32 protein-coding genes are annotated in these 19,538 nt (G+C 71.0%); 1 reads left to right on the forward strand and 31 read right to left on the reverse strand.

Annotation, left to right across the window (positions count from 1 at the left end; genetic code table 11):
• Positions 1–79: 79 nt before the first annotated feature.
• From KV557_RS09900 to KV557_RS10040, 30 genes are all read right to left on the reverse strand, one after another.
• Positions 80–1,252, reverse strand: a complete 1,173-nt coding sequence (locus tag KV557_RS09900) for a phage tail tube protein (RefSeq protein WP_218199432.1) — start codon at positions 1,250–1,252, stop codon at positions 80–82.
• A 3-nt stretch (positions 1,253–1,255) separates the two neighbouring features.
• Entirely contained in the window at positions 1,256–1,483 is a 228-nt protein-coding gene (locus KV557_RS09905) for a hypothetical protein (RefSeq protein ID WP_218199433.1), read from the reverse strand.
• Between the two features lie 68 nt (positions 1,484–1,551).
• On the reverse strand, positions 1,552–2,052 hold the full coding sequence (locus KV557_RS09910) for a hypothetical protein (protein WP_218199434.1): 501 nt from the start codon (positions 2,050–2,052) through the stop codon (positions 1,552–1,554).
• Positions 2,049–2,723 carry an NUMOD3 domain-containing DNA-binding protein gene (locus KV557_RS09915; protein ID WP_218199435.1) on the reverse strand — a complete coding sequence of 225 codons (675 nt, stop codon included), beginning with the start codon at positions 2,721–2,723 and terminating at the stop codon, positions 2,049–2,051. The genes KV557_RS09910 and KV557_RS09915 overlap by 4 nt, the downstream gene beginning before the upstream one ends.
• Before the next feature lie 45 nt (positions 2,724–2,768).
• Positions 2,769–3,437: a hypothetical protein gene (locus KV557_RS09920; protein WP_218199436.1), complete on the reverse strand. Its 669-nt coding sequence runs from the start codon at positions 3,435–3,437 to the stop codon at positions 2,769–2,771.
• A 3-nt stretch (positions 3,438–3,440) separates the two neighbouring features.
• Positions 3,441–3,647, reverse strand: coding sequence for a hypothetical protein (locus tag KV557_RS09925; protein ID WP_218199437.1), 207 nt, complete (start codon positions 3,645–3,647; stop codon positions 3,441–3,443).
• Between the two features lie 71 nt (positions 3,648–3,718).
• Positions 3,719–5,101 carry an SU10 major capsid protein gene (locus tag KV557_RS09930; protein WP_218199438.1) on the reverse strand — a complete coding sequence of 461 codons (1,383 nt, stop codon included), beginning with the start codon at positions 5,099–5,101 and terminating at the stop codon, positions 3,719–3,721.
• Positions 5,102–5,238: 137 nt separating this feature from the next.
• Positions 5,239–6,741, reverse strand: a complete 1,503-nt coding sequence (locus KV557_RS09935; protein ID WP_218199439.1) for a DUF6582 domain-containing protein — start codon at positions 6,739–6,741, stop codon at positions 5,239–5,241.
• A gap of 2 nt (positions 6,742–6,743) precedes the next feature.
• A complete protein-coding gene (locus tag KV557_RS44025; protein ID WP_218199440.1) occupies positions 6,744–7,127 on the reverse strand; it encodes a hypothetical protein in 384 nt (127 codons plus the stop codon).
• Positions 7,128–7,139: 12 nt separating this feature from the next.
• Complete coding sequence (locus KV557_RS09945; RefSeq protein ID WP_218199441.1) at positions 7,140–7,943, reverse strand: hypothetical protein; 804 nt, start codon at positions 7,941–7,943, stop codon at positions 7,140–7,142.
• Complete coding sequence (locus KV557_RS09950) at positions 7,940–8,209, reverse strand: hypothetical protein (RefSeq protein WP_218199442.1); 270 nt, start codon at positions 8,207–8,209, stop codon at positions 7,940–7,942. The genes KV557_RS09945 and KV557_RS09950 overlap by 4 nt, the downstream gene beginning before the upstream one ends.
• An 11-nt stretch (positions 8,210–8,220) precedes the next feature.
• Positions 8,221–8,382 carry a hypothetical protein gene (locus KV557_RS09955; RefSeq protein WP_218199443.1) on the reverse strand — a complete coding sequence of 54 codons (162 nt, stop codon included), beginning with the start codon at positions 8,380–8,382 and terminating at the stop codon, positions 8,221–8,223.
• Complete coding sequence (locus KV557_RS09960; RefSeq protein ID WP_218199444.1) at positions 8,339–9,937, reverse strand: phage portal protein; 1,599 nt, start codon at positions 9,935–9,937, stop codon at positions 8,339–8,341. Before KV557_RS09960 ends, KV557_RS09955 begins: the two co-directional genes overlap by 44 nt.
• A complete protein-coding gene (locus KV557_RS09965; protein WP_218199445.1) occupies positions 9,916–11,514 on the reverse strand; it encodes a terminase family protein in 1,599 nt (532 codons plus the stop codon). Before KV557_RS09965 ends, KV557_RS09960 begins: the two co-directional genes overlap by 22 nt.
• Positions 11,438–11,896: a hypothetical protein gene (locus KV557_RS09970; protein ID WP_218199446.1), complete on the reverse strand. Its 459-nt coding sequence runs from the start codon at positions 11,894–11,896 to the stop codon at positions 11,438–11,440. Before KV557_RS09970 ends, KV557_RS09965 begins: the two co-directional genes overlap by 77 nt.
• Positions 11,897–11,914: 18 nt before the next feature.
• Complete coding sequence (locus tag KV557_RS09975) at positions 11,915–12,220, reverse strand: hypothetical protein (RefSeq protein WP_218199447.1); 306 nt, start codon at positions 12,218–12,220, stop codon at positions 11,915–11,917.
• A 34-nt stretch (positions 12,221–12,254) separates the two neighbouring features.
• Complete coding sequence (locus KV557_RS09980; protein ID WP_218199448.1) at positions 12,255–12,530, reverse strand: hypothetical protein; 276 nt, start codon at positions 12,528–12,530, stop codon at positions 12,255–12,257.
• Positions 12,531–12,779: 249 nt separating this feature from the next.
• The gene (locus KV557_RS09985) at positions 12,780–13,181 is read right to left on the reverse strand and encodes a DUF6221 family protein (RefSeq protein WP_218199449.1); all 402 of its coding nucleotides are present in this window, start codon (positions 13,179–13,181) and stop codon (positions 12,780–12,782) included.
• A complete protein-coding gene (locus KV557_RS09990) occupies positions 13,178–13,405 on the reverse strand; it encodes a hypothetical protein (RefSeq protein ID WP_218199450.1) in 228 nt (75 codons plus the stop codon). The genes KV557_RS09985 and KV557_RS09990 overlap by 4 nt, the downstream gene beginning before the upstream one ends.
• Before the next feature lie 57 nt (positions 13,406–13,462).
• Entirely contained in the window at positions 13,463–13,594 is a 132-nt protein-coding gene (locus KV557_RS42445) for a hypothetical protein (protein ID WP_256177191.1), read from the reverse strand.
• Between the two features lie 90 nt (positions 13,595–13,684).
• On the reverse strand, positions 13,685–13,855 hold the full coding sequence (locus tag KV557_RS09995) for a hypothetical protein (RefSeq protein WP_218199451.1): 171 nt from the start codon (positions 13,853–13,855) through the stop codon (positions 13,685–13,687).
• A complete protein-coding gene (locus KV557_RS10000) occupies positions 13,852–14,046 on the reverse strand; it encodes a hypothetical protein (RefSeq protein ID WP_218199452.1) in 195 nt (64 codons plus the stop codon). Before KV557_RS10000 ends, KV557_RS09995 begins: the two co-directional genes overlap by 4 nt.
• Positions 14,043–14,222: a hypothetical protein gene (locus KV557_RS10005; protein ID WP_218199453.1), complete on the reverse strand. Its 180-nt coding sequence runs from the start codon at positions 14,220–14,222 to the stop codon at positions 14,043–14,045. The genes KV557_RS10000 and KV557_RS10005 overlap by 4 nt, the downstream gene beginning before the upstream one ends.
• A 132-nt stretch (positions 14,223–14,354) precedes the next feature.
• Positions 14,355–15,146 carry a hypothetical protein gene (locus tag KV557_RS10010; protein WP_218199454.1) on the reverse strand — a complete coding sequence of 264 codons (792 nt, stop codon included), beginning with the start codon at positions 15,144–15,146 and terminating at the stop codon, positions 14,355–14,357.
• Complete coding sequence (locus tag KV557_RS10015) at positions 15,146–15,556, reverse strand: hypothetical protein (protein ID WP_218199455.1); 411 nt, start codon at positions 15,554–15,556, stop codon at positions 15,146–15,148. The genes KV557_RS10010 and KV557_RS10015 overlap by 1 nt, the downstream gene beginning before the upstream one ends.
• 14 nt (positions 15,557–15,570) lie before the next feature.
• The gene (locus KV557_RS10020; protein ID WP_218199456.1) at positions 15,571–16,242 is read right to left on the reverse strand and encodes a hypothetical protein; all 672 of its coding nucleotides are present in this window, start codon (positions 16,240–16,242) and stop codon (positions 15,571–15,573) included.
• A gap of 2 nt (positions 16,243–16,244) precedes the next feature.
• A complete protein-coding gene (locus KV557_RS10025) occupies positions 16,245–16,391 on the reverse strand; it encodes a hypothetical protein (protein ID WP_218199457.1) in 147 nt (48 codons plus the stop codon).
• A gap of 11 nt (positions 16,392–16,402) precedes the next feature.
• Positions 16,403–17,386, reverse strand: coding sequence for a hypothetical protein (locus KV557_RS10030; RefSeq protein ID WP_218199458.1), 984 nt, complete (start codon positions 17,384–17,386; stop codon positions 16,403–16,405).
• 44 nt (positions 17,387–17,430) lie between these two features.
• The gene (locus tag KV557_RS10035) at positions 17,431–17,904 is read right to left on the reverse strand and encodes a hypothetical protein (RefSeq protein ID WP_218199459.1); all 474 of its coding nucleotides are present in this window, start codon (positions 17,902–17,904) and stop codon (positions 17,431–17,433) included.
• 54 nt (positions 17,905–17,958) lie between these two features.
• Positions 17,959–18,372, reverse strand: a complete 414-nt coding sequence (locus KV557_RS10040) for a hypothetical protein (protein ID WP_218199460.1) — start codon at positions 18,370–18,372, stop codon at positions 17,959–17,961.
• A 93-nt stretch (positions 18,373–18,465) separates the two neighbouring features.
• Between KV557_RS10040 and KV557_RS10045 the strand changes: the two genes are divergently transcribed.
• Complete coding sequence (locus KV557_RS10045; protein ID WP_218199461.1) at positions 18,466–18,747, forward strand: hypothetical protein; 282 nt, start codon at positions 18,466–18,468, stop codon at positions 18,745–18,747.
• Between the two features lie 124 nt (positions 18,748–18,871).
• On the opposite strand, the gene KV557_RS10050 is transcribed toward KV557_RS10045, so the two are convergent.
• Complete coding sequence (locus tag KV557_RS10050) at positions 18,872–19,507, reverse strand: hypothetical protein (RefSeq protein ID WP_218199462.1); 636 nt, start codon at positions 19,505–19,507, stop codon at positions 18,872–18,874.
• Between the last annotated feature and the right edge of the window lie 31 nt (positions 19,508–19,538).

Below are 19,538 nucleotides of genomic sequence, written 5' to 3' on the forward strand. Positions count from 1 at the left end.
CCCGGCGCGGCGTGGACGCGTCCCCGCGCCCTCAACGCTCGCGCGCCCGGGCCGCGCCGGGACGTTCGAGGAACCGCCATCAGTAGGCGGTGACCTGCCAGTTCAGCAACGTCGCCTGCACCGCGCCGCCGTCCGTGCTGTTCCAAACGCCGCTGATCGAGAAGTCCGCCTGCGCGTAGCTGCCGGACATGTCGCGCTTGCCCTTGTGCCAGACCGTCTTGGAGGCGGTCAGCGTCAGGGACTGGCCGCCTCGGGTCAGTGGCTGCTGCACGCTCGCGGTCAGCGGCAGCTGGCTGTTGTTGAGGAACAGTGCCAGGTCGGTACTGTTCTCGAAGATCGCCTTCAGCGTGGCGTCATACTCCAGCGCGCCAGCGAACACTTCACGCGGAACCTGCGTGCCGTCGGAGGACTCGATCGCCTCGACGGCGCGCTTGATCGTCGCATCCAGGGACTTGCCGCGGGTGCTGGAGGCACCGGCGTTGGTGAGGGTCCAAGACCAGCCGAGCAGGGGGTCGTAGCTGGAGTAGGTCTCGCTGACCGTCGAAGCCGCAACCGACGGGAAGGAGGTGGCCTTGGTAGACAGGGTCACCGCGCCCTTCGGGTCGATCTTGATCTGCAGCTCGGAGAACCGGGCCCACGAGCAGCTGACGTAGCTGACCGTGTCGTAGTAGGTCAGCGAGTACGTCGGGAGCGGGCTCGTGCTTTGCTTGAACGTGTGGGTCGTCGCCCCGAGGACAGGGTCCAACGAGGAGTGCGCGGACGCGAGGCCCACACGGTTCACGCCCGTCTTGCCCAGCACGGTGGTGACGTTGCTGGTGTAGGGGCCGGTGCCGGTTGCGGCGCCGTCGGTGATCGCGTACTCGATCGCCGCGCCGGTCCCGATCTTGACGACCGTTCCGGCGGCAAGCGACACCGCGGTCTGGATCGCCGTCGCCCCGATGGTGGTGGAGGCGGACAGGGTGGTGCTCGTCCCGGCGGTGACGGTGTCCGGGCCGATCGTCGCCGCGAGGAAATGACCGACGAGGTCGGGGTAGGCCAGGCAGTCGATGGTCCACTCCGCGTGCGCCGGACCGGCGTACGAGCCTTGCAGGGCAGTGTCGTTACCCCTGATGCTCTCGTCCTTGATCTGGGCGATCATGTCCTCGAAGCCGGACGAGCCGGTGTACGGGATACCGACGGCGGGCGCCACGTACGTGCCGGCCGTCGTCTCCTTGGCGAGGCCGAGGGTGCCGAAGCGGGCGAGCTGGGTCATGGTCTACTCCTCGCCGGCCGCGGCGGTCCGGGCCCGGGTGGTCTTGGCCGGGGCGTCCGGCACGGGGGCGGCAGGCTCTGGGGAGGGGGCGTCCTCGGGGACGGGCTCGAAACCAGCGATCGGGATGTGCCAGGCCACGGACTCGCCGGGGCCGACGGTCGCCGGGATCGCGGGCACGTCCACCGGATCCGACCCGGGATTGCGCTGCAGGTAGGGGGCCGTGTCAGGCACGGAGGGCCTCCGGGAATGACGAAGGCCCCCGTGCGATGCCGGGGGCCGGGGGCGGTGGGGGTGGCGGGTCAGGCCGTGAAATCCGCGTCGTCAGCGGAGTAGGTGACAGTTGCCGTCAGCGCACCAGCCACGGTGATGCCGTGGACCGGGTCGCCGTACTCGACGACGATCTCCGCGCCGACCGGGGCCTCCGCGACGGCCAGGAACCGGCCGCCATGGGAGTGGTCGGTCGCGAAGCCGCGGATCCGCTGGAGCAGGAGGTCGACCGCGGCGTCGAGGTTGGCCTGCTCGGTCTCGGCGATCCCGCTGGCGATGGTCGTGGCGCCAATCGGCCACCACAAGCTGAGATGGAACTGGTGGGTGTCGATCTTACGCGGGGCAGCGATCCGGTTCTCGGTGAGCCGACGCCGCAGGACGTAGAGCTGCTTCTTTGCGGTCGCCGGGGTGCGGGGCATGTACGCCTGGATGACGTCCCAAGGACCGCCGTGCGCGGCTGTCAGGGACGGCAGCCCGTCCCCGAAGGCGTTGAGCCACGCGGTCTCGCGGGCCACGGCATCGGCAGTGCTCACCGGCGCCTCCTGGTCTGCTTACGGGGGTGAGCACGCCTGGTCGCCGCGGCCTTGGCGCGGGCTGCAGCAGACACCGGGTGCCCGCGGTGATGCCGGCCGCGCATTCGAGCGGACATCTTGGCCTTCGCGGCGGCGGACATCGGCTTACGGTGGCCTGGCTTGTGGTGGCGACCGCGCATCCTCGCGCTCAGTTTGGCCCGTGCGGCCGGGCTCAGCTTGCGGTGAGGTCCCGTGCGCTTGCGGCCCTTCATCCGCGCCGAGAGCTTCGCGCGGGCAGCAGCGCTGAGGGGCTTGTGCTTGCCCTTCAGCTTGGCCCGAGCGGCAGCCGACAGGGTGTGGTGCTTCCCCTTGAGCCGTGCCGACATCTTGGCCTTCGCCGCCGCCGACATCTTGTGGCCCGGGTGGTGCTTGCCCTTCAGCTTCGCGCTGAGCTTGGCCTTCGCGGAGGCGGACAGCTTGTGACCAGGGTGGTGCCGGCCCTTCAGCTTGGCTGCGATCTTCGCTCTGGCTGTGGCCGACATCCGGTGGCCGGCGTGATGGCGGCCCTTGAGCTTGGCGCTGAGCTTGGCGCGGGTAGCCGACGAGAGTGCGTGCCCGCGGTGAGGCCGCTTCCGGCCCTTCATGCGAGCGCTGATCTTGGCCTTGGTCGCAGCGGACAGGTGCCGCTTCACCGACTGCCGGGCCGGCGATGGCTGTGGAGTGCCCCACATGACCGATCAGCCCTGGTAGTCGGCGCAGATGGCGTGTGCGTCTGCGGCGAGGATGTCCGGGTCGTGTCCGTGGCCGGCCATCGTCGGGTCCAACTCCCGGACGGCGATCGAGGCCGCCATGTACTTGCAGGCCCGCACGAGGTCGGCCGGGACGGTGGCGTAGCCGCCGCCGTACACGTACGTCACGAAGCTGCCGATCGGGAGGAAAGTCCCGATCGGGTACCAGATGTGGCCGGTGTCCGGGTCCGGGCCGCGGACGTTGGCCAGGTTCACGACCTGGTCGCCGCCGTAGGACCGGTGGATGGTGATCGACTGCAGGTTGTACGACCAGTACTCCGGGTAGTGCGGGGCGAACTGCTGCAGCCAGCCGTGTCGGACGAGGCTGGTGGTGCCCATGGCGTAGGAGTAGGAGCGGCCCAACGTGCCGGCCAGGTCGAGCGGTACGTTCCCGGCGTCGATGTACTCGTCCGGATCGATGCCGGTGGACCGCTCGGTCTCCGTGAGGTTGGTGAACGGGGCGAGTCGGCGCCCGGCCGCCCGCTCACAGAGGCGGGTCGCCTCGATCATCAAGTCCTGCTGCACCTGGGAGGAGGCGTAGGAGCGTACGAGATCCGCGAATGCGCCCTCCTGGAGCTGCGCGAACGTCGCGAGCGGAGTTGGCGTGTCCGCGGTCATCGGCTACTCCTCCACGACGCTCTCGGCCAGCGGGGCTGGTGCCACGTAGGCCTTGGCGCCCTTCGGGAGTTCGGGCAGCGCCTCGAACTCGCTGGGGGAAATGGTGACGAGCTCGTGGGCGTGGTCCGCAGGCATCTCGACCCACTCGCCGCCCTTCGGCCACTGGTAGCCGTGCGAGCTGCCGCCCGGCCCCTTCTTGGTAACGAACACAATGGCTCCTGGAGGCGTGGCGGCCTGGCCGTCGCGTGGAGTAGGCGCGACGGCCAGCCCGGTAGGGGCTGTTACAGGGTCGGGGCGACTCGGGCGAGGCGGCCGACCCACTGCGGGCCACGGACCGCGAGGCAGGTGTCGGACACGACCGCGAACGGCATCGAGTCGGGGCTGCTGGTGGTCGGGTAGACATCCTTGGGCTGGATGTCACGCACGTACGGCCGGAGGATGTTGTTCCGGTCGCGGGACATCAGGTAGATGTCCTCGTAGCCCACCGACCGCGGCTTGAGGCCCGTGTTGGTGCCGACGTACGCGGCCGGGGACTGGGCCGGGACCGTCGAACCGTTCTGCGGCACGAGGGTCGCGCCAGTGTCGACGATGCTGGTGGTCAGGATCGGGGTGACGCCATCGGCCTGCAGGCCCACGGTGGCATCCACGACGCCCAGCAGGGTCTCGGTGCCGGTCGCCCCGCCGAGGGCGGTCCGGTAGACCATGTAGTGCTGCGGCGAGCTGGACTGGAAGCCCGACGGGGTGGAGAACGACAGGGTGATGGTGCTGGTCGAGCCGGTCGTGGTCACGGACACCTCGCTGGAGGCGGCGGCCTCGCCCTGGCGCGACATCACCGGGGCGACCACGTACTTGTAGGTGCCCGCGGCGAGGGTGCCGCCGGTGGTGGCGGTGCTGCCGGTGACGGTGCCCATGGCATTGCCTCGGGTGCCCAGGTACGAGGACCGGACGATCGGCGTGTTGCGGTACGACGGCACGACCAGGCCGGGCACGATCTCGACCTTGTCGACGAACCGCTGCTGGTTGGTCAGCAGCGACGCCAGTGCGCCTTCGGCGGTGGAGCTCATGACGAGCATCCAGTCGTTGTTGGTGACCTGCTCGGCGGTGTAGGTCTCCACGAGGTCCATGAGCTGGTTGAGCAGGCTGATGGAGATGTTGGCGCCGGCTGCGTCGATGGCGTTCTGGCCGGCGTTGTTGCCGCCGGAGAACGTGTTGATCAGGGAGGCGAGGCCGTCGAACTGCGGGTACGGGCCGTACTGGGTCGCGCCGGCGTTGCCGGCGACGAGCATCTGCTCGGTATCCCAACGCAGGCTGCGGATGGCGCCCATGATCTCTCGGGCTCGCAGGTCTCCGATGACGTCGGCGGTGACCTCCTCGGCGAAGCCGGTGACGGCGCCGACCACCTGGAGGTTCTTGACGGTGAACGAACTCTGGACGTAGTTGCCGACGCTGACCTGGCGGGCGCCGCCGTCGGTGACCGCGCCGCCGCTGCTGAGCTGGTTGCGGGTGTTGAAGTAGTACGTGGTGGTGTTGATCTTCTGGCTGGGCAGGGACTCGATCAGCGGCGAGTACCGCTGGAGGAGCTCGAACAGGTTCGGGTCGATGACCTTCGGGACAAGCGCGGATGCGCCAGCCGCGGTCAGTGCCTCGCGGAGCTCGGCAGACATGGGGGTGCCTCCATGGCGGGGAGATGGGCATGAGAAAGCCCCCGGCGCTGGGCGCTGCGGGGGCGGTGACCATTCCTGCCGTGGCCGGCACCACCCGGCTGCGGGTGGCGGTCAGAAAGCCTGAGGTGCGACGAGGGTTAGTCGTCGAGGGAGTAGCGGCCGTTCGAGACCCAGCTGAGGAGGGCCTGGTTGCGCTCGCGGCGGATCTCCTCGTCCGGGCGCTGGTCGGCGCTCTCGCCGACGGCCGGGCCGCCGGGCGTCTCGGTGCGCATGCCCTTGCGGGCGGGGCCCTGCTGACGGACCTCGTTGCGCAGGGACTCCAGCATCTGCTCGCGCTGGGCGGCGATGCCTTCGGCGACGAGCCGCTCGACGCGCTGGGCCTCGGTCTCCTCGACCGGCGGCGGGGGCGCCGTCTCGGTGGCTGGGGCCGCGGTGGTTCGGTTGAGGAGCTGCTGGAACTGCTCCTGGGTCAGGGTGATGGTCGGGGTGGGGGTGGCGGCCGTCTCGGCGGCCGGAGTGGGCTGCTCGCTCACGGCGGGCACCTCCAGGGTGGTGGCGGGCTCCCCGGCCGGCTGGCTCGGGGCGGTTTCGGCGAGGGGCGGGGCGGGCGCGGTCTCCATCTGGTCGTCGTCCGGGCGTCGGGTCTCCACGTCGCCGTCGCTGTCGGCGTTCGGGGCGCCGGGGATGTCGATGTCGGCGTCCATGTCCGGGTCGAGGCACTGCAGGGCGTCGACGGCGGCGTCCATGGCGGCTGCGGCTATGACCCGCAGTTCGGCCGGGTCGATGCCGCAGCCGCGGACGGTCACGCTGATAGGGCCGTTGTAGGCGTCGATGCAGAACCCGCCAGCCGTGCCTGCGGCCTCGTCCCCGTAGAACTCGGTCACGTCGCCGAAGCTGGTCGTCTCGGACACGGTCACTCCGAATCGCTTGAGGGCCGCTTTGATGCGCGAGCGGATCCGCTTGAGCTGCTGGGGGGTGTAGCCGGCGGCGTTGGAGGCCTTGTTGATGTAGGACCAGGCGGCGCGGGCGTGCTTGACGGTGTCGATCGGGTACCGCTTGACGCTGTCCCGGTAGCCGGGGTCGGCGTACCGTACGGCGCCGTATGGGGTTTTGACCTTGGCTGCGGTGGCCTCGGCAACGGACTCGTAGACGAGCCGTCCAGGCTCGCTGGACTCGGTCGGGGTCGCGCCGCGTTCGATCCGGGCGGCCAGTACGCCGGGCGTCTTCGTGAAGTCGAGGCCGAACAGGTCGAGGTCATCGGCGGTCTCGACCGTGCGGTCCTCGTGCTTCTCACGGCGGACGAGGCCACGCCAGGCTCCGCGGATGCTGACGCCGTCGAGAAACGGCTCGTCGCCGGTGACGAGGGCGGCGATGTCGCGGCCGTGCGCGGTGTCGGCGATCTCCGCCTCGAACGCGACGGAGCCGTCCTCGCGCTGGGTGAGGGAGGTGACGCGGCCGACGATGCGGGTGGAGTCGTCCTCGGCGCCGTGGTGGGTCAGCATCGTGTGCGGTTCGCCGCGGGCGATCGCGGCGTTGGCCCGCTCGACGGCCCGGCCGAGCAGTTCAGCGGTGTACAGGCGGCCGTTGCGGGAGACCCCCGGCGCGATAGCCGTGCCCCGGATCGTGGCGATGGCTGCCACCGTCACCTCCCGATCAGCGACATCGTGACCCCGGTGAAGCTCGGGGTGGTGCCGGAAACGACCCACCGGACACGGCCGGTGCCGGTGATCAGGTAGCCGCCGGAGCCGGGGCCGATCTCGGCGAACGCGAAGTTGGGGCCGGAGGTGATCGCGGTGAGGGTCGCAGTGGTGATCCACTGGCCCGCGGCGTCCTGCACGTCGAAGTAGACGGCCAAGCTCGGGGTGGTGCCGGTGGCGCCAGCCACGAACACCGACAGCAGGGCAGCCGCGATGCCGGAGGTGTTGAGCGCGCCGGAGTCGCCGCTGGCCGAGATGGCCTGCGGGCCGGTGACGTACACGACCGTCGGGTCGGGAGGCTGGGAGGTGACCAGCGGTGCGCGTGCCATGGTGGCCTCCGGTCAGGTGGCGCGGGTGGGTTGGAGGGTGCAGCGGCAGCGCGGGTGCAGCGGGGGCAGGGGCGCCGAGTTGGCCGGCCAGGGGCTGCGGTCCTCGGCGTTCGAGCAGGTGGGGCACACGCGGCCGTCCCCGGCGGTCACGTAGTCGAGCTGCTGGACACCGCGACGCAGGTAGGCATCGACCAAGCCGGTCGTGAATGCGGCTGCCGACGCGGTGACGGCGGCTAGGGACCAGGCCGTGCCGGCGGTGAGGCTGGCGTCGGCCTGGCCTTGCATCGCCCGCTCGTCGTCCCCCTGCTCGACCCCGGAGAGGAGGGTGCCGGCGATGGTCTGTGCGGTGCCGCGCAGGGCGGCGGCGGTGACGGTGTAGGCGGCGGCGGTGTCCTCGGCCGGGTCGCCGTCGTCTGGCACTTCGCCGTCATCGTCGGCGAGTTGGTCGGGGTCGTCGTCCATGACGGCGTGCCCGGCGTGGCGTCCGGCCGCGCGGCCTTGGCGCAGGATCGCGGTGAGCGCGGCGATCAATGCGGCCCATGCGGGGCGCCGCGTCAGCGCGGCGAGCTGCGCGAGGACCGCCGCTGCGGTGACCTGCTGGACGTGGCGGCGCCGCTCGGCCGCCGGGCTGGCCTCGCCGAGTTGCTGGCGCAGGGCCGTCATGACGGCCGTCAGGTCCAGGTCGGCGGCCAGCAGGCGCCACGCGGCCAGGACCTGCTCGGCAGCAGCAGCCTCCAGCCGGTCCCGGTGCCGGTAAACCGCCGCCCACACGCCCTCCAGCGCGGCGAGAGGGAGCGTCGGCAGCCGGTCGGTCACGCGCGGGGCGGCCACAACCAGGTGCCGTTGTCGTCGCCCGCGGTGCGGGAGGTGACCCACAGCTGGGCCTGGCCGTCCAGCAGCACCTGGAGATTGACCGCTGAGTCGGGCCGGTTGCCCCAGGCCCGAACGATGACGGCCGGGTAGACCTGCCCGGCCTGGACCGGGTTGAGGTGGACGGTGGGGAGCGCGCGGATCTGGCTGACGTCGTGCTCGGCGAGGCGGTAGTGGACGATGCGGCCAATGGTCGGGGAGAGATGGGACATGCGACTGCTCCTCAGAAGATCTGCTTGCGGATCAGTGGCCAGGCGCCGGCGGCGGCGAGTGCCCCGCCGGGTGCCTGGCGGTCGCCTTCGCGGGGCGGCTCGGGCCGGTCGCTGGTCGGGCCGGGCGGATCAGGCGGCTGCGAGAGCACGCCGGAGTCGGGAGGAGAACTCATCGGGCTCCTCCCCGCCGCTGCCGGTCATCGCCTCGTAGTAGGTCTGCCAGTCGTACGCCTCAGCGGTCGGGCCCGGCGGTACGGCTGGCTGTCCGGGCGCCGGACGCTGGCCGTCGGCCATCGCCGCAGCATGGGCGGCGAGTTCCGGCGGCACGGGCTGCGGATCGGGTTCGGGCTTCATGTCGATGCCGTCGATCAGCGCGCCGGCCTGGAGTCCAGGGGCCGCGGCCTTGGCGATGATCGCCTTGGACATGACGGCGATGTCCTTCCAGAGGACCAGGTTCTGGCGGTCGATCAGGACGGCATCGTCGCCGCCCTCGACCGGCGGCTCGCCGATGTCGGCTCGGCCGCGGTTGAGGAGCCACAGGCCGTTGCGGATCCGCAGGTCGCGGATCTGTTCGACCTGTAGCGAGTCGCGCATGTCGACCTCGCGGAGCTTCAGCGTCCAGCCCTCGATGCCGAATCCCTGCTTGGTCAGGTGGAAGTTGAGCTTCTCCAGGATCAGCCCTGCGACGGGCCCGCAGGTGTTCGTCATGAACATCTTGCGTTGGCTGTCACCGGTACCGCCGCCGAGGTTGCCGGACTCGATCACGCCGACCTGTGCTGGCGGGACGCCGTACTCGGAGAGGATCTCGTCACGCGCCTGGTCCTTGGTGGCGTGCAGGTCGGGGACGCGGGAGGGCTGCAGCTCAGTGACGTGCGCACCGCCGGATGTGACGATCGGCTCGCCCTTGTTCTTCGGGCCGAGGATCCTCACCCGGAACTGCTGCAGCCACCGCTTGATCGCGTTCTCGCTCATGCTCTCGGGCATGTCGATGTGCAGCAGCGGCGGGTCGCCCTTGCGCATCGTTTCCTTGAGCAGACCGGACGCGTAAAGCCACGTCGTGATCGGCAGCAGCGCCTTCTCCGTCGGGCTGGTTCCGTGGAGGCCGGACCGCGGGGTGTCCATGGTGATGTGGATGATCTCGTGTGGCTCGAAGTAGGCCTTCTGGCCGTCCTCGGTGACCTGCACGAACTGCGTGACCTGGCCGTGAGGGTCGGAGATGATCCGCATCGACGCGGCGTCGAGGGAGTACAGGGCGATCGGCTCGCCGAGGAACCACACGACCTCGATATAGGCATCGGCGGCTACCTCAAGGTCGGTGACAGCTCCGCGCAACAGCTGCCGCATGTCCTCGTACGGGTTGCAGTAGTCGATCAGCTGCTGCAACCGCTGGACGTTGGCCGGCCGGGACGGCGCCTTCTTGGAGCCCTCCAGGTCGTCGCTGGCCCAGTCGATGTACAGGCCGCCGGCAGTGACGGTGCGCGCGATCGCGTCCACACAGGCCGACGCCCAGGTGCAGGTGTTGTAGACCTGGTAGAGCTGCTGAAGGAGCTCGCGCCGATCGTTGCCGAGGTCGCCGCCGCCCTGGTTGTTCTCGGTCGTGCCGCCGCGTGGGATGCCGTACTCGTAGCCGCGGCGGGCGACTTCCTTCGGCGCCGGGGCGGCCGGAGCCGGCGTGGTGGTTGCGGCCTCGGCAACATCGCGGCCGGTCAGGCGGGACCAGAAGCCCACGGGGACCTCCTCACCGCCCCACGCTCGGGAACGTCGTCGTCGTGGTCGGGATCGTCGGGCGCTGGCTGGTGGGCGAACACGCTGGCGAACGGCGCCTTCAGCGTCTCTGCTGCTGGGTGCGGCGCGGGTTCGTCGAAGACTGGGAACTTCGGTCCGCTGCCAAGGTTGATCAGTGCGTACCTGAGGGCGTCGGCGGCGTGGTCGGAGGCGGTGCTGTCGACGTCCTCGGGGTCGCCGCTGGTGGCGAAGGGGAGGGCGGGGATCTCGCGGATCAGGTTCTCGCAGGTCCGTAGGACGTGGAGGCGCGGGCAGGTGTCCCAGCCCTGGGCGCGGTGGTGCGGGCAGGCGGGGCCGTCGGCGAGGTAGGAGCGTAGGCGCTGCCAGCCGGCGACTCGGCCGCCTTTGCCGGCCTCGGTGAGGTGGACGCCGTGGTCTGCGTAGACGCGGGCGATGGGCTTGGCGTCGCCGCGGGTGGCCCACATCGCGTCGTCCGCCCACCGCGGTCCGACGGTCTCGCCGGCCTCGGTCGCGAGGATCCGTTCGGCCTGCTGCTGTTCTCCGACCTGCCGCTGGTACAGCTCCCGGTACACCCAGACGCGGCCGTCCTCGTCGACAGCGAGCCACAGAGCCGCCCACGGGGCCGCGTAGCCCCAGTCGATGCCCATGACGCGCCGCCACTCGGCGGGGATGGTGATCGGGTCGAGGGTGTGCCGGTCGTGGGACCACTCGGCGAAGGCCTGGCCCATGAAGCTGTCCCAGTCCCCGTCGAGGAAGGCTTTGCGGAGCTGTTCGGGGAGGTTCCGCAGGTCGTCGGCGTATTCGGCGTTGACGTGCGGGTTGTCCGCGAGCTTGGACGGGATGAAGCGGACCTTCCGTCCGCGCTGGTCGGTGATGACCTTGGTGCCGTAGGCGGTCGAGTCGATGTAGCGGGCCTTCACAGTGCCGTGGCCGGGGCCGCCGGGGTTGGTGCCCGACCGGATGCCGAGCACCGGAACGTCCGCCCGGCCGGACCGCACGCGGCTCTCCAGGAACGCGCAGACGTCCGGTGAGGTGAGGGTCCGCTCGTCGAAGAGGACGAGCTGGTACTGGCCGCCCTGGCGGCGGGTAGCGTCCTTGAGGGACTCGGCGTACCGGAACATCAGGATGCTGCGGTTGGGGAAGCGCAGTTCGTACTCGCTGGCGTTCCACACGGCGCCGAGTGCTACGGCGTACTCGGCCTGGGCAAGTTCGGCGAGCAGGCTCTCCTTCAGCTCCGGGTAGGTGCGGCGGAACGCGCCGACCCGCAGACCGGGGTAGCGAACGCAGGCCCTGATCCCCTCCATCAGCAGTGCGCGGGTCTTGCCGCCGCCGGCCGCACCGCCGTAGAGGACGTCGAACTCGGTGGCGTCGTGGAACTCTCGCTGCCGGGCGGTCGGTTCGTAGCCGAGGAGAGCGAACACGTCGACGTTGCGGAGGCGTTCCGCGTTCAACCGGTCCCGCTCGGCGATCAGCCGGCGGAGCTCAGTCAGCCGGTTCAGCTTGTGTTCGAGCAGCGTCGACCTGGGCTGTGAGTTGGGCGATGCTGGCGTCGATGACATCGAGGCTCAGCACCCCCTCGGTGCGGGTCGGCGCGTCGAGTCCGAGGAGCTTGGCGCGGCGGTCCATGAGGCGGAGGGCGGTGTCGATGGCCCGGGTGTCGCCGTCGAGGACCTTCGGCCAGAGGGCGTCTTGCATGGCGTCGAGCCGGTCGAGTTCGAGCTGCCGGTACTCCTCCAGCGGCAGGGCGAGGTCCGTGACCGCCTTCTGCAAGGCACGGCTGACGTCTTTGCAGGCGCCGCCTTTGGAGTCGTAGCCGAGTAGGTCGGCAATCTCCTGCCACGTCTTGCCAGCGATGCGGAGTCGAACGGCGTCGCGTCGGCGTTCAGCGAGCTGGACTTGGTGGGCGTCGCGGCGGTTGGCGGGTAGTCGGCGAGCGACCATGGGCTCACCTCACCTTGGTCAGGCCTGCGGGCTGGGCTTTGCGATGTCGGCCACCGTGGTCTTGACGGCGTCGGCGGCCTCGGCGGTCATGGCCTTGGCCTCCTGGGCGACGTCCTCGCCGATGGATGCGGCGTCGGCCTTGACCTCGGCCACGACGGGGCCCGCGTCGATCGCCACCTTGTGGGCGTCGGCGCCGACCTCGGTCACGAACGCGCCCTCGTCACCGCGGAGGCGCTCCCAGAGGCGGTGGGCCTCGTCGGCGAGGTGGTGGCCCTCGGCGCGGAGGCGGGCGGCGAGGGCGTGGTAGTCGTCGGCGAGCGACATGGGCGTCTCCTGATCGGTGAAGGCGAGGGGAGGGTTAGGCGGCGACCTGTCCGGGTCGCCAGCCGGGTCGGCGTCCGCCGCGTGCGGCCCGGTCGGCGCCGTGCTGCCAGGCGCGGTACTCGGCGCGGGCGGCGGTCGGCAAGTGGTACAGCTGCGGGCCGCCGGGGATCGGCAGTGCTTCGATGAGACCGGTGTGGACCCACCACTTCACGGTGCTCTCGCTGACGCCGAACGCGGCGGCGGTGCCGACTCGGTCGGCGAGGTCGTCCGGTCTGATGTCGGTGAGCGGTGGGTTCGGGTAGACGGGCACGGCACCTCCCCGGGGAAGCAGAACGGCCCCGGGTGCGTCAACACCGGGGCCGTGCGGGCCTTTCGGTACCCGCTCCGTCGCCTCGCCGGGTCACCCTGACGCGGGGAGAGCCAGCGACACGGTCCGGAAATCTGACGGCGAAGGCCCCGCAGCGATGCTGACGGGGCCTTCGGGTTGTTTCTGGGCAGGGGCTACCTGCTGCGTTTTAGGTTAGGACGGGCGCCGATCATGCGCAAGCGGCATGACCGATCAGGCGTCGGGTGCCCACTCGGGCCGGTAGTCGGGGTGGTCGCGGTACGGCAGGGCGAGCAGGCTGAGGATGCTGTCGGCCATCGACAGCATGCCGCGGCTGTCGTGGTTCACCGCGCCCTCGCACTCGTCGATGATGCGCCGCTTGGCGTCGACCTCGGCCAGTACCCGGGCCGGGTCGTGTCGGGCGACGTGTTGCGCCTCGGCCGGATAGACATCCCTCGCCCGGCTTCTGCCGCCATCGGCGTCTATGAGGCCTCGCCCGTTCAGCGTCACCTGCCATCGCTGGACTGGCTTCCCTCGGAAGCGGCCGATGTTAGCTGCTGGCGTGAGGGTATCGACCGCAGCCCTCTCGTCCTCGTCGAGGCGGGCGCGGAGGAACGTCACCAGGTCGGCGGTCATTCGTTCATCTCCGGATACAGGTTGTCCAGCGTGCCGTCGGCCTCCTGGAGGTCCGGGTGCCATCCGAACATCATGTCGGCTTGGACCTGCTGAATCGCAGCAAGGAATGGGCTCACGTCAGTTTCGAGGCTGACGGTTATGCCAGCAGTCGCAGCCCTGTTCGGCCGGTGTCGCCACAGCTGGTGGAGAGCCCGGTTGCGGTCGGGGAAGGGACGGTGACTCATACCTCATCCTCTCGCGGGAAGGCCCGCCCCGTCGATCGAGCGGGGCGGGCGGGTTGGTCAACTGGTGGGTTCGGCCGGGGGCTGGGGCGCGGGCTGGGGCCAGTGGATGCTGATGCCGCCTCCGCGCTCGACGACGCGCGGTTCGGGCTGCGGCTGGGGCTGCTGGGCGTCGCCGTTGGCGTAGGCCATGATGGGCTCTCCTCTGCTGCTCTGGTGGGTGGTGGAGGGCCCGGGGCGGCCGGCTGTGCTGGCAGGCTGGACGGCCGCCCCGGGGCGTGGTCATGTGGTCGGCTGGAGGGTGGACAGGCGGTCGATCTCGCGGCGGGTGGCGACGATCTGGTCGTAGATTCGGCCGCGCTCGTCGGCGTCGAAGTCGCACTCGACGAACCGCTGTTGCAGCTCGGTGAGCTTGGCCTCGGCGGCGTCGAGCTGCTGGTCGATGGTCTTCACGGTCGGACCTCCGGGTAGGTGTGGCCGGGGGGCGGGTAGGTGCCGTCGTAGCGGCCGGCGTAGCCCTCGGTGAGCGCGTTCTTGATCAGCTCGGCGAACTCGGCGGGGATGCTGTCGGTGTCGGTGCCGAACCGAATGTCGACGAGGAGTCGTTGGGTGCGCTGGTCGTCGTCTCGGCGGGGGTCGGTCACTGCCCGCTCGCCTCGCGCTGGCGGCGCATCTCGGCCTTGATGTCGTCCTCGGTGGCGCCGAGGGCCATCGCGTCGTCCATGGCGCGGAGCGCGATGTGCGGGTCGGTGAGGCAGGCGGGTCCGCCGTGGGCAAGGACCTCGCGGGCGGCCCGGGTGATCGCTTCGTCCTTGGTCATCTGGGCTCTCCTGTCGGTAGCTCTGGGGTAGTTGGGCCTGGTAGGGCGGGCGGTAGGCGTGCTCTGACCTGCGGTTCCTACCGCCTACTTGGCGGCCATGGGGTGGAGCGCGGGCGGCTCGGGGGACACGGCTCACGCGGCGCCCTGGACGATGGCCGGGACGGGCGCCGGGTCGGCCTCGGGGAGGGCAGCGAGGAGAACCGCCGCACGGTTGTACTGGCGCCCCCCGATCGTGAGCTTCTTCTGCTCCACCACGGGCACCCTGTAGGAGGCCAGTTCCTCGGCCAGATCGGAGACCGTCCAGTCGGTCATCTCGCCGCGTTTGCGGGCCTCTTCGAGGATGGCCTGGAGGTGGGCGGCAGTGCCCTGCTTGGTGAGGCCGGCGGTGTGCCGGATAAGGGCCCACAGGACGGCCTCGTCGGGCGAGTCCTGGATCCACTCGCCGTCGTCCTCCGGGGCAGTGGCGGGGGCGGCCGGCGCGGTGGTCTCGCGTTGCTCGGGGGCCGGAACCTCCTCCCCGGCCCGAGGGGCGTGCATCATCGCGGCGATGCCCCACAGGCCGAGGCCGGACCAGACAGCGGCGGGTACCCACGGGCCGACCACGGACCAGGTGACGGGGCCTCCGATAAGGGCGACCACGACCGCGGCCCCGACGGCGTCGGCCCGCTTGCTCCAGCGCTCCTTGTGGACGGTCCGGTCTTCGTCGGCGTGGGCCTTCTGGGCGGCCTCTCGGGCGGCGCCGGTCAGCTTGGCCAACTGCGCGACTCGGGCGTCGGCCTTCGCCTTGTCGGCCTTGGCGCCTTCCTCTGCTGCAGTGGCTCGGCGTTCGACGGCCGGGGCGACCAACCGGCGGGCGAGGACGGGCGATCCGTCGAGGACGGCCCTGACCGGGACCATGATCCCTGCGACGGTGCGGCTGGCCATCAGGCGCCGACCAGGGCGCGAAGGAGCGCACCGAAGATCGTGACAGGCAGCGCCCACAGGCCGCCGGCAGCGGTGAACACGGTCGGGGCGATGGCGCCGAGCGGGACGTCCTTCCAGGGCCGCGCCTTGAGGCCGAAGATGGCGATCGTGAGGACGGCGGCGGTGGCACCGACCTTCCACTCGCCGAGGCCGTGGGCCTGCTGGAATGCCTGGTTGAACTGGTTTCCGACTTCGGGGATTCCGTCGAATGCGGTGCCTCCGGCGGCGGCGATGAGACCGATGCTGAACGACCAGTACGGCACGTCCTCCTTGTCGATCTTGAGCTTGTTGTTGCCCCTGACGCCCGCGAGCAGGGCGAAGGAGCCGACCAGTGCGGCGCCGCCGGCGCCGAGGCTTACGAGCCCGTCCATGAAAGGTGCTCCTGTCAGTGCGAGAGATGGACGACGTTGAGGAGGGCGTCGGCGTGCAGAACGCCGGTCAGAGCGGAGGCGACGGGGATGCGCGCGATCGTCAGGAGGATGAGGGGTGCCGCGCCTCGGACCGCGGTGACTCGGGTGGGGCCGCGGCCCTGTCCACGCCTGTCGATGACGAGGCCGCGCACGCGCAGGTCCAGGGCCCAGCCACCAATGAGGGCTGCGGTGCCGACGGGTAGCGGTAGGTGGGCGACGAGCTGGACCAGGCCGACGGCGTATCCGGCTGAGGCGGACATGGCGGTGACAATGCACCAGCGACGGAATCGCTTGGCGCGCTCGGTGCCGTCCTGGTGTCGCAGCGCGGAGGCCTTGCGCTTGCGGGCGATCGCCTCCCGCTTGTGGCGGGCTTTCCGCTGTGAGTCGGTCTCCCCCGCAGCCGCGTATCGGGCCTCGCGATCGGCCTGAATGCGGGCCTCACGCTCCTCCGAGGTTTCGCTGATCAGGGTGCCGATGGTGTGGCCCAGGCGGTCGGCGATGGCGTTCCAGTCGAGCGGCTCGGCAGCCGTCGGGGCGGGCTCGGTCTCGGCGTTGGTGGTCTTGGTGAGGCCGACGGCCTCGGGCTCCTCGACGGCGGCCGGCCCGATGGTGGGCGGGTAGGTCGGCGGGGGCGGGATGGTGGTCATGGTCAGCTCCTGAGGATCAGGGCGAACGTGAGGGCGCCGATGGCGCAGGCGCCGGTGAGGCGCAGGGTGAGGCGGATGGTGTGGTCCCCGGCGAGGTAGAGGCCGGCGTAGGCCAGCACGGCGGGGACCGTCCACAGCAGTGCGGACACGGGGCGTCTCTTCAACCGACGCGTTGTGCGAGGCGGCGGACAGTGTCCGGCTTGACGTCGTCGCCGTGGACGTAGCGGACGAGCGTGACGAGCGCGTCGTCGTCGGTGACGCCCTTCCGGACAAGGTGCCGGACAGTGTCCGTGAGGCTGTCCGACTCGCGGCGGGCGTCGAGGTCATGCAGGGTAGCTGACCTGCTGTCCGCCTGTCCGGACACGGCCCGGACAGTGTCCTCGTCAGTCGTGATGCGGGCGTGGACGAGCTGATCGACGATCTCGCTGGGGGTCGCGCCGGGCATGGTCGCGATGGCGGCGAGGATGGCGCCTCGGACAACCGGGTCGATGTTGTCCGGACGCTGCCCGCGGGGCTTGTCCGGGTCGGGTCCGTCGTCGGCGACGGTGGCGTAGTGGGCGGCGATCTGGGCACGGTCGCGGGCGAGGCGCCGGTTGATGCCGGCGAGGGCGAGCTGTCCGCCGACCTCGTCCATCTCCTGCTCGACCCACGCCTGGGTCAGCGGGTCGAGGCGGCGGGCGTGGCGGGCCAGGACGAGGGTCCACAACCGCTTGACGCCGATGGAGATGAAGGCGCCGACGATGCCTGCGGCCATGTGCATGCCGGTGTATCCCTCGACGAGGAGCGCGGCGACGGCGATGGTCAGGCAGAGCAGGCCGGCACTGCGGGCGGCGGCGGCCTTGGCGGGCTCGTAGCGGGCGAGCCATTCGAGGCCGAGGCAGGCGATCCAGAGGGTGTCGAAGACGGCGGCGCCGCCGTAGGCGACGGGGGCGGGCGCGGCCTGGGAGAGCAGGGTGCCGATGCTGCTGGTGGACCAGGCGATGCAGCCGGCGCCGACTCCGATGGCGGCGGTGGTGATGCTGCCGAGGATGATCTGGTCCCAGTCGCGGGGCGCCGCGGGTGCGGTGTAGTCCTGGGGTACGAGCCGGGTGCGGCCGTTGACGGTGTGCTCGACGTAGCGGGTGGCCTGGGCGAGGCGGGTCATGGAGGGGCTCCGGGGAAGCGGGGCGGGGTGGTCACGGGGATGGGTCAGGCGGTGGTGTGCCAGCGGTTGACCCAGTCGGCATGGATCGCGTCACGGTGAGCGCGGTCGGCCGCCGGACAGTCCTCCCACCTGCGGCAACGGGGGCAGTCGGCGGGCGGGTGCGCCAGGTCGGCAGTGGCCTGGATGGCCTCGGCGGCGAGGCGGGCCTGGGTGCGACGCTGGTAGCGCTGCTCGGTGGTGGGAACGAGGTAGCCGTAGGCGGCGAGGAGCCGGTCCTCGGCGGCGCTGGCAAGCAGCAGGCGGCGGTCCAACTCGGCGGCGCCATAGTGCTGCCAGGTGGGCAGCCAGGCGGTGGTGCGCCGGATGAGGGCGAGGTCGGCGGCCACGTCGGGGTCCTGCTCGTACGGGGCGGTGGGGTCAATGGCGCGGCGGGCGGCCCGCACGTCGGCCGGGTCGAGCGGGGCGAGGGTGAGGAGCGTGCCGGTGACGTTCATGGCGAGGGCGAGGGCGGGCGTCATGCGGGTGTCCTTTGTGGTGGTGTGCGGGTGGCTGGTCGGGGCGGCGAAGTTGGTCTACGCGGCCTCCGTGAGGTCGGCGGCGGTGACGACCGCGCGGGTGGCCTTGTACGACCACAGGCCGGCGGTGAGGGCGGGCGCGTCGGGGGCGTAGACGTGGACGGCGATCCAGCGGCCGGTGGTGCGGTGCTGGACCCAAGCGCGGGGCGCGTCGTGGCCGGTGGTGGTGCGGTGGGCCTTGGCGACGTGCCGGCCGTACCAGGACTGCTGGCCGTCGGGAAGCTGGATGCCGAGGCGGTCGAGGTGGTCGCCGGTGCGGGTGATCTCGCCTCGCTGGAGCATCGCCTGGTAGCGGCCGTTGAGGGTGGCGTACTGGGTGGCCCGGTTGGTGTCGCGGGCGGTGCGGAGCTTGGCGGTGACGCGCATCGGGTTCCTCCCCTGGGGGTGGCGCTGGTGCCTGCCTTCACTCATATTTGCATCATGAAGTTGCAACGTCAAGATGCATCACGAGGTGGCAGGTGTCGGCTCTATCAGCGAAGGAACAGGGCGTGGCATCATCGGGGCATGACCAGCACTGACGATCAACAGGCGGCACGCGACCGGCTCGCCGAGCTCAGTGCTGCCTACACGGAGGCCGAGGCCAAGCTCGAAGCAGCCCGCGTGGCACTCAACGCCGGCATCGTTGACGTACTCAAGGCCCGCACGCTTGGCCCATCCGAGGTGACCCGCATAGTCCCCTACGAGCGGCAGCACGTCGGCCGCGTCGCCAAGGCTGGCGGAGTCCCGCCGCTGCGCGAACGCACCGTCGTCAGCGCCAAAGCCGTCCCCGAGCCTCCGACCGCCTGACGTATCACCACGCATCACGGCCCCACCCGAGCATCCGGGTGGGGCCGTTGTCATGCCGATGACCTGCGGCGCATCCGCCGCGCATCAGGGCGCATCAGCGGTTGGCCCGGCGCTGGTTGGCAAGTCACGCCGCGGCGAGTTCGGCGATGACCTGCTCGGCGCGGTCCGTGTACTCCTGCGTGCTGAGGACGGCGCGGCAGTCGAGGGCGGAGCACTCCCGCATGCCGTCCGGGCGGACGGTGACGGTCATGAGCTGGCAGCGGGGGCAGACCTGCCGGGCATGCCGGGTCGGGGCGATGGGCCAGCCGGTGACCCGGTTGAGGTGACGGTGTAGGGCACTGACCTCGTCGGCCAGTTCACGGGCGTATGGGCGGGTGGCGGCGAACTCGGCGTGGAACAGCAGGTAGCGGGTGGCCAGGCTGACGGTGGCCTCGTGATCGCTTCCGGGCAGACGGGTCCAGGCGGTCCAGTCGTTGGCGCGGCGTCGGTCTTCAAGGACGACCTGGCACCAGCCGTGCAGGATGCCGAGGCTGGGCTCGGCGATCTGGTCGCCGTGGTCGTCGTGAACGGTGGCCGCGGTGGGGCCGAGGAGGGAGAGCACGTCCACGCGGCACGGGAGCGGGGCGGTGCGGGTGGCGCCGGAGACGCGGGCCCCGCGCTGGCCGGAGCCGGGCAGGAGCGCGAGGTGCGCGAGCGTTATCAGCTCGGGCACCTGGGCGAGCTGGGTGCGGAGGCGGTCGACGATCGGGGCAGGGAGCATGTCCGGTCTCCTGGTGCGCGGTGCGGGGTGT

This window comes from Kitasatospora aureofaciens (assembly GCF_019192735.1).
Lineage (GTDB): Bacteria > Actinomycetota > Actinomycetes > Streptomycetales > Streptomycetaceae > Kitasatospora > Kitasatospora aureofaciens_A.

Bases quoted from the DNA above. Each gene is read 5' to 3' on its own strand.
- KV557_RS44025 (WP_218199440.1), bottom strand. From the start codon at position 7,127: ATGGCACGCGCACCGCTGGTCACCTCCCAGCCTCCCGACCCGACGGTC.
- KV557_RS10030 (WP_218199458.1), bottom strand. From the start codon at position 17,386: ATGACCCGCCTCGCCCAGGCCACCCGCTACGTCGAGCACACCGTCAAC.
- KV557_RS10015 (WP_218199455.1), bottom strand. From the start codon at position 15,556: ATGGACGGGCTCGTAAGCCTCGGCGCCGGCGGCGCCGCACTGGTCGGC.
- KV557_RS09990 (WP_218199450.1), bottom strand. From the start codon at position 13,405: ATGAGTCACCGTCCCTTCCCCGACCGCAACCGGGCTCTCCACCAGCTG.
- KV557_RS10045 (WP_218199461.1), top strand. From the start codon at position 18,466: ATGACCAGCACTGACGATCAACAGGCGGCACGCGACCGGCTCGCCGAG.
- KV557_RS09970 (WP_218199446.1), bottom strand. From the start codon at position 11,896: ATGGTCGCTCGCCGACTACCCGCCAACCGCCGCGACGCCCACCAAGTC.
- KV557_RS09950 (WP_218199442.1), bottom strand. From the start codon at position 8,209: ATGTCCCATCTCTCCCCGACCATTGGCCGCATCGTCCACTACCGCCTC.
- KV557_RS09975 (WP_218199447.1), bottom strand. From the start codon at position 12,220: ATGTCGCTCGCCGACGACTACCACGCCCTCGCCGCCCGCCTCCGCGCC.
- KV557_RS10040 (WP_218199460.1), bottom strand. From the start codon at position 18,372: ATGAGTGAAGGCAGGCACCAGCGCCACCCCCAGGGGAGGAACCCGATG.
- KV557_RS09930 (WP_218199438.1), bottom strand. From the start codon at position 5,101: ATGTCTGCCGAGCTCCGCGAGGCACTGACCGCGGCTGGCGCATCCGCG.
- KV557_RS10010 (WP_218199454.1), bottom strand. From the start codon at position 15,146: ATGGCCAGCCGCACCGTCGCAGGGATCATGGTCCCGGTCAGGGCCGTC.
- KV557_RS42445 (WP_256177191.1), bottom strand. From the start codon at position 13,594: ATGGCCTACGCCAACGGCGACGCCCAGCAGCCCCAGCCGCAGCCCGAA.
- KV557_RS09955 (WP_218199443.1), bottom strand. From the start codon at position 8,382: ATGAGTTCTCCTCCCGACTCCGGCGTGCTCTCGCAGCCGCCTGATCCG.
- KV557_RS09920 (WP_218199436.1), bottom strand. From the start codon at position 3,437: ATGACCGCGGACACGCCAACTCCGCTCGCGACGTTCGCGCAGCTCCAG.
- KV557_RS10050 (WP_218199462.1), bottom strand. From the start codon at position 19,507: ATGCTCCCTGCCCCGATCGTCGACCGCCTCCGCACCCAGCTCGCCCAG.
- KV557_RS10020 (WP_218199456.1), bottom strand. From the start codon at position 16,242: ATGACCACCATCCCGCCCCCGCCGACCTACCCGCCCACCATCGGGCCG.
- KV557_RS10005 (WP_218199453.1), bottom strand. From the start codon at position 14,222: ATGACCAAGGACGAAGCGATCACCCGGGCCGCCCGCGAGGTCCTTGCC.
- KV557_RS09965 (WP_218199445.1), bottom strand. From the start codon at position 11,514: ATGTCATCGACGCCAGCATCGCCCAACTCACAGCCCAGGTCGACGCTG.
- KV557_RS10035 (WP_218199459.1), bottom strand. From the start codon at position 17,904: ATGACGCCCGCCCTCGCCCTCGCCATGAACGTCACCGGCACGCTCCTC.
- KV557_RS09985 (WP_218199449.1), bottom strand. From the start codon at position 13,181: ATGACCGCCGACCTGGTGACGTTCCTCCGCGCCCGCCTCGACGAGGAC.
- KV557_RS09900 (WP_218199432.1), bottom strand. From the start codon at position 1,252: ATGACCCAGCTCGCCCGCTTCGGCACCCTCGGCCTCGCCAAGGAGACG.